Source organism: Streptomyces sp. NBC_00727, from assembly GCF_045161745.1.
Lineage (GTDB): Bacteria > Actinomycetota > Actinomycetes > Streptomycetales > Streptomycetaceae > Streptomyces.
This window is the reverse complement of the sequence record NZ_CP108981.1, coordinates 4668983-4681119: the sequence shown is the minus strand read 5'-3', so window position 1 is coordinate 4681119 and position 12137 is coordinate 4668983. Positions and strand designations below refer to the sequence as shown.

The 12137-nt window shown below is 70.5% G+C and carries 9 protein-coding genes and 1 pseudogene; 2 read left to right on the top strand and 8 right to left on the bottom strand.

The window, feature by feature from the left end; all coding sequences use genetic code 11:
- The first annotated feature begins 55 nt into the window (after positions 1-55).
- Positions 56-1354, top strand: coding sequence for an ATP-binding protein (locus OG242_RS21330; protein ID WP_405899686.1), 1299 nt, complete (start codon positions 56-58; stop codon positions 1352-1354).
- 102 nt (positions 1355-1456) lie between these two features.
- Here the strand turns inward: OG242_RS21330 and OG242_RS21325 are convergent, their stop codons facing one another.
- The 6 genes from OG242_RS21325 to OG242_RS21300 all read right to left on the bottom strand — a co-directional run bounded on the left by OG242_RS21325 (position 1457) and on the right by OG242_RS21300 (position 8589).
- Entirely contained in the window at positions 1457-1687 is a 231-nt protein-coding gene (locus OG242_RS21325; protein ID WP_405899685.1) for a hypothetical protein, read from the bottom strand.
- Between the two features lie 452 nt (positions 1688-2139).
- Complete coding sequence (locus tag OG242_RS21320) at positions 2140-2376, bottom strand: hypothetical protein (RefSeq protein WP_405899684.1); 237 nt, start codon at positions 2374-2376, stop codon at positions 2140-2142.
- Between the two features lie 474 nt (positions 2377-2850).
- The gene (ychF, locus tag OG242_RS21315; protein WP_405899683.1) at positions 2851-3939 is read right to left on the bottom strand and encodes a redox-regulated ATPase YchF; all 1089 of its coding nucleotides are present in this window, start codon (positions 3937-3939) and stop codon (positions 2851-2853) included.
- A gap of 169 nt (positions 3940-4108) precedes the next feature.
- Positions 4109-5320, bottom strand: coding sequence for a GNAT family N-acetyltransferase (locus tag OG242_RS21310; RefSeq protein WP_405901681.1), 1212 nt, complete (start codon positions 5318-5320; stop codon positions 4109-4111).
- A 13-nt stretch (positions 5321-5333) separates the two neighbouring features.
- Positions 5334-6446, bottom strand: a complete 1113-nt coding sequence (locus OG242_RS21305; protein ID WP_405899682.1) for a peptidase C39 family protein — start codon at positions 6444-6446, stop codon at positions 5334-5336.
- A 46-nt stretch (positions 6447-6492) separates the two neighbouring features.
- Positions 6493-8589 (bottom strand): iron ABC transporter permease, encoded by a 2097-nt coding sequence (locus OG242_RS21300; RefSeq protein WP_405899681.1) that lies wholly within the window; start codon positions 8587-8589, stop codon positions 6493-6495.
- Between the two features lie 144 nt (positions 8590-8733).
- On the opposite strand from OG242_RS21300, the pseudogene OG242_RS21295 reads away from it, so the two are divergent.
- A pseudogene (locus OG242_RS21295) lies at positions 8734-9983 on the top strand (RNA-guided endonuclease InsQ/TnpB family protein).
- A gap of 13 nt (positions 9984-9996) precedes the next feature.
- Here the strand turns inward: OG242_RS21295 and OG242_RS21290 are convergent.
- The gene (locus OG242_RS21290; protein ID WP_405899680.1) at positions 9997-11061 is read right to left on the bottom strand and encodes an ABC transporter substrate-binding protein; all 1065 of its coding nucleotides are present in this window, start codon (positions 11059-11061) and stop codon (positions 9997-9999) included.
- Between the two features lie 77 nt (positions 11062-11138).
- Positions 11139-12002, bottom strand: coding sequence for an ABC transporter ATP-binding protein (locus OG242_RS21285; RefSeq protein ID WP_405899679.1), 864 nt, complete (start codon positions 12000-12002; stop codon positions 11139-11141).
- Between the last annotated feature and the right edge of the window lie 135 nt (positions 12003-12137).

The following is a 12137-nucleotide window of genomic DNA, read 5'->3' as shown; positions in this document are numbered from 1 at the left end:
CCCCTTCCCTCGAAAAGCCTCAACGCGAAGTTCCGGTGGGTGCGATGCTGCGCCTATGCACAGCCTCTTCCACATGCCGGCCGACCAGATCACCTTCGCGATGGTTCAGGACTTCGTGGGCCTCCGGATCCCCGAGAACCTGCGCATCGAGTACAAGACCAGCGGTGACAAGAGCCTGGAAGGCATTGCTGCCATGGCCAACACCAACGGCGGGATCTTGTTCTACGGTGTCTCCGAGGGGAAGACCGGTGTCCCTGAGAAGATCGTCGGTGCTCCTCACGGGACACGAGAGGCGCTGGTCAATAAGATGGCCACGATCTTCGACCCGCCGTGGACTCCCGAAGTGATCGAGATCCCGATAGACGGCTCCAGTGACAAGGTTGTGTTGCTCGTCCGGATCGATCCTGTTCAGGTGCCAAGGCCGCTGCTGCACCAAGGGACGGTCTACGTTCGGTTGGAGGGCCGCAACGAGAGGGCAACTCGTCTCCTCCTGCTGGCGATGCTGACCGAGCCGGCCAAGTTCGAGAATCCGCTGCCGCAACTCGTCCTGCACCTGCCGCGGCAGTACGAGGTTCCGCCGCAAGGAGACTTGGTGCTGCGGGCGGTGGCAAACATCAACCTGCACATGCTTAGGGGGCGGCACCGTCTGCCTCGGGGTACCTCCCGGACCGTTGTTGAGGCACTTGAGCAGTCACCGATCAATGAAGCGGTGTATCAATTGATGTTCGGCAGGACCGACGTGGAGCCAGCTACCTCTCCGTGGGTTCCGATTCAGGCCACAGCGACACGTGTGCGCTTGGCCAAGGAGTATTACCCCACAAGTCCGGATGATGTGAACGTTGATGAACGAATCAACGTATACTGCACGGTGAAGCTGCATGGTGCGCAGCCCCTGCTCGAAGTCGTTCTGGATGTCGTGGCCGATCTTGCACAGGGAGACACGGCTGTGTTCAGCGATATTGAGAAGGCCCTGCCGAGCGTTGCTCGTAGCGCTGCAGCGTACGTGCTTCCACGTATTGCACAGGCAGCGACTGGTCTGAGCGGAGGCCCGGATCCCACGACATCCGTATTCGTCTCCGGCCCACCGGCTGATCTTGCGAGCGAGCACCAGAAGACGCGATATCAGAGAAGTAGCCTCCTTCACAGGAACGCGCGCGACCTGGCCCTGTACGTCGATTTCACAAGTCTGGGCGAAAGGGTCGGTCGAGACAGCATTTCGCATGGGGCCGCCGAGGTGCTGCCGTATGAGATCAACGAACTCGGCTGGGGCGGCGCAGTCCGCGAGGCTCTGATCACCATGGCGATGGACTGGGGGTTCACCGAGCCCCGACTGCTGCAGCACGCAAAGCCCTGAGCTCAGGAATCCTGGCATAGAGGGTGGGCCGGGAGATGTGGCAGGCGGCCGCGACAGCGTTGGAGGCCATGCCCTGGGCAAGGAGGTGCCGGGCGTACGCGATCAGTTCGTCAGGGATCTCGACGGGCGCCCCCGGCGCGGCGTCGGCCGGTCCTCGGCGGGCTGTTGGGCGGCCTGGAGGTCGAGGCGGGCGGTGCGGGCGAGGCGCTCCATGGAGGTGGGCCAGGGCTCCCAGCCGGGTTGGCCGGCCACCACGAAGTTCAGCTCCGCGGTGCCCTTGGCGTAGGAGCGCTGGATGCCGCGGGCCTGGAGGCGCGCATCGGCGATCGGCACGCCGGGCAAGAGATTGAGGGACAGCCACATTGCCTTCTTCTCCCCCTGATCGCCGCGAGTTCGGCGCGGTAGGGGAACCATCGGCGCAGGCTCGCTGCGGTGCCGTCGCGCAGGAGCCGCATCACCGGTTCGTTCGGGTCGGTGTCCTCGCGCTCCTGCGCGAGATCGACATCCCGCTCGCAGCGGCCCACGGCGCCGCCATCCGACAACAACTCATCGAACTGCCCGCCCCCGTCATCTCGAACGCCCTCGGCTACCACAACATGACCACCAGCCGCCTCCTCCACGAGACCGGCGGGACTTGGAGCCGATACGCCGCTGGCAATCACACCCGGTCATCAGCCGGCTGGGCTCCTCGGGGAACCCTCGACAGTTGAATACGCGAGCCCCCAGTACGCTGGGTAGCTATTCGCTCACTACAAGAGTCGGTCCGTACGGGAGCTATCGGCAGGTTACCCGCTCCGGGTGTCGCCAGCGGCTGGAGTTTCCGTTGTAGCGTCATACGCCGTTTCGGCAGCGGCAGCGGCGCGGCGTTTACTCCACTTGTCGTAGGCAACGGTCCCCGCGATGGAGGCGCTGGTGATGGCGCCGCCGATGATGATGCCCCGCCCGGTGTAGAAGGCGCGCAGCGCGGTGGGACCGCCGCGCTTGGCTGCTTCCTTGGCCAGTTCCGCGTAGGCCCACGCCATGGTGCTCCTCGATTCGTGTCGCTCACTCAAGATGACTCAATGATCGCAGGGCGACACGTCGTGGGTGGGGCGTTCACGGACGTACGTCATAAGGTGCGGGAGCCTCCGCCGCCGATGGTGCGGCCGTGGCAAGGCACTGCGGGCAACCTGTCCGCTGCTCGACGGTCCTGGCAGTGGTCGGTGAAGGAGACTAACCGGCCTCAAACCGGACGCCGTTCGCGATCACGCATCCTCACGAGCCGGTTGGAGTCCCCGGCGAACTCGCGACAGTTGCATACGAGAGCCCGCCAGCACAAGGCCGTTGTAAGAAGCGGGACGGCCGAGGCACGGGGAAGGGAAATCTTCACCCTCGCATTCGAGGCCCTCGTCAAGGACCGCGGGGACACCTGATGGGGCCGGGACGAGTTCGTCCCGGCCCCATCAGGCACTTGTACTTTCGAACTGAACTCCCCCACGTCAGCGACGTGGCGGAGTTCACAAACTGAAGCGGAACTCCACCACGTCGCCGTCCTGCATCACGTAGTCCTTGCCCTCCATGCGGGCCTTGCCGGCCGCGCGGGCTTCGGCCACCGAGCCGGTTTCGACCAGGTCGTCGAAGGAGATGATCTCCGCCTTGATGAAGCCCTTCTGGAAGTCGGTGTGGATGACACCGGCCGCCTCGGGGGCCGTGGCGCCCTTCTTGATGGTCCAGGCGCGGGTTTCCTTCGGGCCGGCCGTGAGGTACGTCTGGAGGCCCAGGGTGTCGAAGCCGACGCGGCCCAGGGTGGCGAGGCCGGGTTCTTCCTGGCCCATGGACTGGAGGAGTTCCAGGGCCTCGTCGTCGTCCAGCTCGATCAGCTCGGACTCGATCTTGGCGTTCAGGAAGATCGCCTCGGCGGGGGCGACCAGGGCGCGCTGTTCGTTCTTGAAGTCCTCGTCGACCAGCTCGTCCTCGTCGACGTTGAACACGTAGATGAAGGGCTTGGTGGTGAGGAGGTGGAGTTCGTGGAGGAGGCGGCCCTTCTCCGTGGAGGCCGTGATGCCCGCGTGGAAGAGGGTGTCGCCGGCTTCGAGGATCTTCTGGGCCTCCTCGACCGCGGCCAGCACCGCGACCTTCTCCTTCTGGAGGCGGGACTCCTTCTGGAGGCGCGGGACCGCCTTCTCGACGGACTGGAGGTCCGCGAGGATCAGCTCCGTGTTGATCGTCTCGATGTCGTCCTTCGGCGAGACCTTGCCGTCGACGTGGACGACGTTCTCGTCCTTGAACGCGCGGATGACCTGGCAGATCGCGTCCGACTCGCGGATGTTCGCGAGGAACTTGTTGCCGAGGCCCTCGCCCTCGCTCGCGCCGCGCACGATCCCCGCGATGTCGACGAAGTCCACCGTCGCGGGCAAGAGCTTCTGCGAGCCGAAGATCTTCGCCAGGACGTCCAGACGGCGGTCCGGGACGCCGACCACGCCGACGTTCGGCTCGATCGTGGCGAACGGGTAGTTGGCCGCCAGCACGTCGTTCTTGGTCAGGGCGTTGAACAGGGTCGACTTGCCGACATTCGGCAGACCGACGATTCCGATACTAGTACTCATGCCACAAACGTCCGCTCAGGATCAAGAAGGGTGGGGTCGGCCGCGACGGCAGCCCAGGCGCGCCGTCGTCCACGTGCGCGTATCACGGTACAGGGACCAGGGCGAGCAGATCTCCTTCGTACTCCCGATCGACTCCCCCGGCCCCTGACGCCGACCCGGCCGGACGCGGTCAGAACCAGTGCAGGCAGTGCGGGGAGAGGTCGCTCCCGAACAGCGCGTCCGCGCGGGCAGCGGCGGACGGGTCGTGCGCGCGGATGTGTCCCGCCCGTACGAGCGTGCTCGGGCGGTTGCCGCCGAGGTAGACCGACCCGAGGTCCCGTACGTCCAGGGACAGGTCGGGCCGCCGGTCCGTGGGCACGCACTCCGCCCTGCCGTCGCGGACGGTCAGCAGGTAGCGGCCGTGCTCGCCCAGGAACGGGTCGTCCACGTCCAGCACCAGCTCCCCGTCCGTGAACCAGCCGCGCGCCGTCAGCGCACGCGGTACGTCGAGCAGGCGCACCCAGAGCCAGTCGGTGTGGCCGCCGACCTCGCCGGCCCGAGGGTCCTCGAGCTGCCAGCGCAGCGGGTGCTCGGGCGGGAGGTGCCGGAACACGACCTGGGAGACCAGGTCGTGCCCGAGGGCGTACCGGGCCAGGGCGGTGAAGGCCGCGTCGCCGAGCGCGATGGTCTCGTCCACCGTCAGGGTGCCGGACTCGGTCGAGTAGCTGGCGTACCCGTCCGGCGTGCCGTCGGCGTCCCGGTGGACGGCGACATAACGAGGTGCCCGGGAGACCGGCGGCTGGCCCGCGCCCAGGTCCCACCAGCGGTGCGGCCGGGACAGCGCGCCGGGCTGCGCGCGGCGGTACCGGTCGTAGACCGCTTCGAGGATCTCGCCGCACCCGGCCCGTCGCAGCACCTCGACGGAACCGGCGCCGCCCTCGACGCCGGCCCCCCGGGCCGCGGCCCACCCCGCCCTGTGCCGCGGCACCGTCAGCCGTGCCGTGGACGTCGCCGGTCCGTACCCGAACCGGCCGTAGATCCGCGCCTCCGAGGCCAGCAGCACCGACAGGAACTCGCCCCGCTCCCGTACCTCGGCGAGCTGGTGGCGCATCATCGCGCTGAGCACGCCGCGTCGCCGGTGCGAGGGCAGGACGCCGACGGCGGTCACTCCGGCGGCCGGGACAAGCTTCCCGCCGGGCAGCGTGAGCTCGAAGGAGTGCGCGGCCGCGGTGCCCACGGGCTTGCCGTCCGGTGCAACGGCGAGCAGGCCGCGGTCCATCTCCAGCGCCGACCACCAGCGTCCGCCGTCCGCGATCGGGGTCTCCGGAAACTGCCCGAAGGCCGTGTGGACGGTCTCGACGAAGACCTCCAGGTCCTCATCGGTGGTGGGACGGATCTCCATCACTGCCGCTTTCTCATCGGGACTCGGGGTCCGGGGTCCGGGGTTCGGAACGGGGGCACAGCGTACGGGGAGTGGAGCACACGGTCACGGCCCCGCGGAAGCCCCCCGGCTCCATCGTCGACATCGCGTCGAGCGACGCGTCCGGCACCGGCAGCAGATGGGCGTCGACCCAGGTGTCTCCGGTCGCCGCGTTGGCCCAGGGGTCGTCGATCACCACGGCGCCGGGCACGACGCCGTGGCAGAGCACCCAGTGCGGCACCTCGAACCCCTGCATCGCGGCGAGCGAGAGCAGCAGGAGTACGTGCTCCTGCCGGCCGATCGCGTCCCGGACCGCGCTCAGGGGGAGGTGGCCCGGGTCGACCTGGACGCCGATGCGCTCGGCCTCCGTACGGGAGGCGCTCTGCAGCAGCGCACGCCACTCCTGGTCGCCCGGGGCGAGGTGGTCGAGCATGACGGGCCGGTCGGTGTCGAGGTGGACCGTGACCTCGGACGACGGCCGGGACCGGCGCAGGGCGACGCCCAGGCCGACCGGCTCGCAGGCCATGAAGTTGGTCGCGTCCCGCCACAGCGTCAGCTCCGCCCGGCGGTCGAGCGCCTCCCGGGGCAGGACGCCCGCGTGCACCTGCGCGACGAGGGCGGTGACGGCGCCGCAGGTGAAGTGGGTGGTCTGCCCGTAGTACGGGGGCGCGGTCACCGCGTCGCCGTCCAGCCAGCGGACGTAACCGGCGGCGGGTCCGGCCGCGCCCTCCGACTGCGAGAGCGGCGGGTCCAGGGCGGTGAAGCCCGCGGCGGCGGCCTCCTCCGGGGTGACCGTCCACCCTTCCCACTTCAGCTGGACGAGCCCCCGTTCCCGCGCGTGGGCGACGACGGCCTCGACGACGGCCGGTACGTCGCCGACGGCGTCGACGATCTTCAGGTACGCCGTGTCCGGGCGGGCGGTCACGAGCGCGGCGCCCGTCCACTCCTCGCCGTCACCGGGAACGGCGACGATGTGCGGGGCGTGGGCGGTGCGGTCCACCGCGCCCCAGCGCTCAACCACCCCGGAGCGCCCGAGCCGGGCCGACGCGGTGCCGGGTTCGTACGGCACGACGATGCTGTTCACGGGCGTTTGTCGCTGGGACGGCATTGCGGCTGCTCCTGACGGGGCGCGATGGGATACGGGACGGAGAAGGTCACGCGCGGGACCGCCGGAGCACCCACACGAAGTACGGGGCGCCGACCAGCGCGATCATCAGCCCCGCCGGCACCTGGGCGGGGGCGACGACGGTGCGGCCCAGCGCGTCCGCCACGCACACCAGCAGCCCGCCGAGCAGCATCGCGACCGGGATGGCGCGGGCCTGCCGGGCGCCCACCAGGGAACGGGCGAGGTGCGGGGCGACGAGCCCCACGAAGCCGACGACGCCGACGGCGATCACGCTGAGCGCGGCGAGCACCGCGGCGATCGCCAGGGCGGCGAAGCGGGTGCGCTCCACCCTGACGCCGACGATGCGCGGGGTGTCCTCGTCGACGGCGAGCAGGTCGAGCCGCTCGCGCATGGACAGCAGTACGGGCAGCGCGAGCGCCAGGGCCACGGCGACCGGGACGACGTCGGAGAACGTACGGCCGTACGTGGTGCCGGAGAGCCAGGTGAAGATGCGGGGCGTGTTGTACGGGTCGGCGCGCAGCAGGAGGAAGGTGGTCACGGCGCTGAGGCCGTACCCCATGCCGATGCCGATCAGGACGAACCGGTCGGGCAGGAAGCCCCCGCGCCAGGCCAGCAGGGCGATCACCGCGAAGGTGGCGAGCCCGGCCGCGACGGCGACCGCGACGAGCACCGTCTGTCCGCCGCCGAGCCCCGAGGTGACGACGCCCGCGGCGCCCAGCCCGGCGCCCGCCGTGATGCCGAGGATGCCCGGCTCCGCGAGCGGGTTGCGTACGGTGCTCTGCACCACGCATCCGGCGAGTCCGAGCGCCATGCCGGCGAGGACCGCGGCGGTGACCCGGGGCACCCGGTCGTCGAGGGCCGCCCCGATCAGGTCGGGGGCGGTGCCCTGGATCCAGAGGGCGATGTCCCCGGTCTTCAGCCAGAGGCTCCCCGCCAGGGTGCCGACGACGGCCGCCGCGACCAGCAGGGCCGCCGCGCCGGTCACGACGATGAGGTAGGCGCGCCGGGACCGTGCGGCGACCCGTGTCCGCGGGGGCTGCTGGAGCCGGCCCGTGTCGCGCAGCCGCAGCGCGAGGACCACGATCACGACGGAGCCGAGCAGGGTGGTCGGTACGCCGGTGGGGATGGAGGCCGCCCCGTCCGCCCCCTGCACCGCGCGCAGGACCGCGTCCGCGAGCAGGATGAGCAGCGCGCCGAGCAGGCCGGCCGCGGGGATCAGGAGCAGGTGGCGGCGCAGCGCGCGGACCCGGCCCGCGATCAGGCGGGCGAGGACGGGGGCGCCGAGTCCGACGAAGGCCATCGGGCCCGCGAGGGTCACCGAGGTACTGGTCAGGATGACCGCGCAGACCACGGCGAACACCCGGGTGCTCCGGATCGGCACGCCGAGGGTGGCCGCGGTGTCGTCGCCCAGGTTCATCACGTCCAGCCGCCGCGACAGCGCCAGGGCGGCGCAGAGCACGAGGACGACGAGGGGGATGGCCCGCAGCGACGCGTCGATGTTCAGCTGCGAGAGCGAGCCGCTCCCCCAGGCGTAGAGGCCGGTCGTGTTCTGCTTGAACAGGATGAGGAGCATGCCGGTCGCGGAGTCCAGGGCCATCGCCATCGCCGATCCGGCGAGGATGAGGCGGGTGCCCGAGGTGCCCGCCGCCCGGCCCGCGAGGAGCAGCACGAGCGCCGCCGCGGCCAGGCCGCCGGCGAAGGCGACGACGCCCGAGGCCCACAGCGGTACGGCGAGGCCGAGGGCGGCGACGAGCGAGACGGCGAAGTAGGACCCGGCCGAGACCGAGAGGGTGTCGGGCGAGGCCAGCGCGTTGTGCGTGACGGACTGGAGCAGGGTGCCGGCGCAGCCGAGGGCGAAGCCCACCGCCACTCCCGCGAAGAGGCGTGGCAGGCGGGAGCCGGTGAGGATCTCGCCGACCGGCGCGCCGTCGGCGCTGTCGCGTTCCCCGGCGAGGTGGCGCACCAGGTCGCCGACGCCGACGCCCGATGTGCCCTGGGTCAGGTGCCACAGGCCCACCAGGGCGGTCGCGACGAGGAGGACCGCCAGGACGGCCGCCCCGGCGGGGCCGCCGCCGCGTTCCTTGACCGGACGCGGCGGCGCTCCCGCTGTGCGTACGGCGCTCACCTTGATTTTCCCAGGATGCCCCGTCCTTCAGGGCAAGGAGGAATGGGTCCTTGGGGCGGAGCCGCGAAGCGGCGGAGTGCGCTGCGCATTGGTTGTGACCTGCGCTCTCTTCCGTTGTCAGTGGGGGCTGTTAGGTTGCGGATCATGGCGGCGACAGCAGCGGTTGAGCAGGGTTCCGGGCTTGCCCGGTACTCCTATCGGCTGCGTGTGTCGTCGGCCGCGCGTGCGGGTCTTGAGGCGGAGTGGGCGCGGTGTCGGTGGGTGTGGAACGAGTGCGTGGCGATGTCCCGCAAGGTCCATGGCCTGAACCGCGATGCCGTTGAGAAGAAGACATGTGGTCCGGCGCAGCTCGACAAGTTGCTGACCGAGGCCCGGGCGTCGATGTCGTGGCTGCGGGAGGGGGCGAGCGTTCCGCAGCAGCAGACCATCCGTGACTTCGCCACGTCCCGTGCCAAGGCGGTCAAGGACATCAAGGCGAGGGTGCCGGTGCGGCGGCGGGCCGGGGTGCCCCGGATGAAGCGCAAGCGGGGGGGGCGCTGCCCACGCTGAACTACACCCGGCGCGGATTCCGCCTGAAGGACGGCCGCCTGCACCTCGCGGGCGGCATCGTCCTGACGGTCATCTGGTCCCGCGAGCTGCCGTCCGCGCCTTCCTCGGTGCGGGTGTACCGGGACAGTCTGGGGCACTGGTACGCGTCGTTCGTCGTGGCCACCGAACCCCAGCCGCTGCCCGCCACGGGGCGTGTGCTGGGGGTGGACTGGGGCGTCAGGGAGACCGCCACCACCACGTCCGACGCCCACGACCTGCCCCACCCCGGCCATGGGAAGAGCGCGGCGCGGAAGCTGGGGCGTTATCAGCGGATGGTGGCCCGCCGTCGCCCCGCTCAGGGCAAGGCCGCGTCCAAGGGCTACCGCACAGCCCGACGGCAGGCGGCGAAGCTGCACAAGAAGGTGGCGCGGCAGCGGCAGGACACGGCCCGCAAGTGGGCCATGGCGGTGGTCCGCGACCACGATGCGATCGCGGTTGAGGACTTCCGCCCGAAGTTCCTGGCGAAGACCAGCATGGCTCGCAAGGCCGCCGACGCCGCGATCGGCGCCACCAAGACCGCCCTCATCGAAATGGGGCGCAAGCACGCACGGGACATCCGTCCCGTGCATCCCGCGCACACCACCATGGACTGCGCGTCGTGCGGAGCGAGAACCAAGCACGCACTTCCCCTTTTGGAACGTACCTACACCTGCACCGCGTGCGGAGCCGTGTCCCCCAGGGACAAGAACTCCGCCCGCGTGATGCTGGTCCGGGCTGGTCTCAACCCGGCTGGTGCCGATCGTGTAAGAGCCGACGGACCGCAGGTCCCCGGCCAACGTGAGCCAGGAATCCCCGCCCTTCTGTAGGGCGGGGAGGATGTCAATTCTTGTCGAGTACGTCGACGTAGGCGTCGATCGCCTGCTCGTTGGAGCGCGGGCCGCCGGCGCCCCATACCCGCGCGGGGAACGCGTGGGCGCGGTCTTCCTTGACGGCCGGGAGCGTCTTCCAGATCGGGTTCTTCTGGAGCGCCGTGACGTAGCCGCCGGCGCCCTCGTCGTTGGCGTAGAAGAGGTTGGCGTCGCCCACCGCGACGAGTCCTTCGACGTCCGTCTGCGCGAGGCCGTAGGCGGGGTCGACTCCGCCGTCACCGTGCTCCTTGTTGACGCTGCTGGTCCACGCGGGCTTCAGGCCGAGCTCCTTGCCCAGCTCGGTGAAGAGGGCGCCGTCGCTGTAGGGGCGGACGGTGAGGTTGCTGCCCTCCAGCCACCCGTCGAAGAACACGAAGTCCTTCGTCGGCAGGTCGGCGTCCGTGACCTGCTGCTTCGCCTTCGCGAGGTGGTCGTCGAACTCCTTGAGCACCTGGTCGGCGCGCTCGGTGCGTCCCGTGGCCTGGCCGATCATGCTGAAGACCTGGCGCATGTTCCCGATCGGGTCCTTCGGGTTCGCGCCGCGCGTGGCCAGGACGGGGACGCCGCGCTTCTCCAGCTTCTTGATCATCTCGTCCTTGGCGTCGAACGCCTCCACGACGATGAGGTCCGGCTCGGCCGCGTAGAGGGTGTCGAGGTCGGGCTCCTCACGGGTGCCGATGTCCGTCACACCGCTGGGCAGCTTCTCCGCGCTGACCCAGGTGCTGTACCCCTTCGCGTCGGAGACGGCGGCGGGGGTGACGCACAGGGTCAGGGCGTCCTCGACCTGCTGCCATTCCAGGACGGCGATGCGCTTGGCGGGCTTGTCGAGCTTCACCTGCCGGCCGACGCCGTCCGTGAGGGAGACCGGCTTCGTCGACGTGGTCGTGGTGTCGTCGGCGCAGCTCTTGGAGGCGGGGGCGGCCTTGGCGCTGCTCTTGGACGTGACGTCGTCGGCGTCGGTCGTGCCGCAGGCGGCGAGGGCGAACAGGGCGAGCCCGGTCGAGGCTGCGGCCGTCAGGCGGCTGGCGCGGTTCATGAAGGGTCCTCTTCCTCAGATTCTCGAACGATGCGTCGGAGCGCCGCACGGCTGCTCCGGAAGGAGTGGCGTCCTCGTCAGGAGAGGTGGCGCCCGAGTGGGTCGATGCGCAGCCGGCCCGTACGCGGGTCGAGGGCGACGTCGACGCGGATGTCGTAGACCCGGCCGATGTTCTCGGCGGTGAGCACGTCGGTGGGGGCGCCCGCCGCGTGGATACGGCCGGCGTGCATGAGGACCAGCGTGTCCGCGACCCGGGACGCCTGGTCGAGGTCGTGCAGCACGATCCCGACGGCGAGGCCGTGCCGCTCCACCAGGTCCCGCACCAGGTCGAGCGTCTCGAACTGGTAGCGGAGGTCGAGGTGGTTGGTCGGTTCGTCCAGCAGCACGACGCCGGTGTCCTGGGCGAGGCAGGCCGCGAGCCAGACGCGCTGCATCTCCCCGCCGGAGAGCTCCCCGACCTGCCGGTCCGCCATGCCTCGTACGCCGGTGACGCCCATGGCGCGGTCGACGGCGGCACCGTCCTCGGGGGTGGGGCCGGCGAAGCCGCGCCGGTAGGGGTGGCGCCCGAAGCCCACGACCTCCGCGACCGTCAGCCCCTGGGGCGCGGGCCGCGACTGCGAGAACAGCGTGACTTCGCGGGCGAACGTGCGGGGGCTGAGCAGGGCCGCGTCCCGCTCGTCCGCTCCGTCGGGGGCGCCGAGGGTCACCCGGCCGCCGTCCACCTGGTGCAGCCGGGACAGCGCGCGCAGCAGCGTGGACTTCCCGCTGCCGTTCGGCCCCACGAGGGCGGTCGCGCGGCCGGGTTCCAGGGTGACCGAGACCCCGTGGACGACCGGCTCGCCGCCGTAGCGCAGCACCAGGTCTCGCCCGTGGAGCGCGGCCGCCGGTGCGGCGGGGCCGTCCGGGAGTCTTCCGGCACGGCGGAAGGGGCTTGTGAACATGAGGAGGTCCGGGTGATCGGAGGGGCGCGGAGTGGGGCACCCCCCGCCCGGCCTTCACGGGCCGGGCCGCACGCTCTCCCGCACGCGGGCAGCATCGCGCACGGCGAGCAACAACTAAGGGTTACCTAACTCGAA

Bases quoted from the DNA above. Each gene is read 5' to 3' on its own strand.
- OG242_RS21310 (WP_405901681.1), bottom strand. From the start codon at position 5,320: ATGGAGATCCGTCCCACCACCGATGAGGACCTGGAGGTCTTCGTCGAG.
- OG242_RS21330 (WP_405899686.1), top strand. From the start codon at position 56: ATGCACAGCCTCTTCCACATGCCGGCCGACCAGATCACCTTCGCGATG.
- ychF (WP_405899683.1), bottom strand. From the start codon at position 3,939: ATGAGTACTAGTATCGGAATCGTCGGTCTGCCGAATGTCGGCAAGTCG.
- OG242_RS21290 (WP_405899680.1), bottom strand. From the start codon at position 11,061: ATGAACCGCGCCAGCCGCCTGACGGCCGCAGCCTCGACCGGGCTCGCC.
- OG242_RS21285 (WP_405899679.1), bottom strand. From the start codon at position 12,002: ATGTTCACAAGCCCCTTCCGCCGTGCCGGAAGACTCCCGGACGGCCCC.
- OG242_RS21320 (WP_405899684.1), bottom strand. From the start codon at position 2,376: ATGGCGTGGGCCTACGCGGAACTGGCCAAGGAAGCAGCCAAGCGCGGC.
- OG242_RS21305 (WP_405899682.1), bottom strand. From the start codon at position 6,446: ATGCCGTCCCAGCGACAAACGCCCGTGAACAGCATCGTCGTGCCGTAC.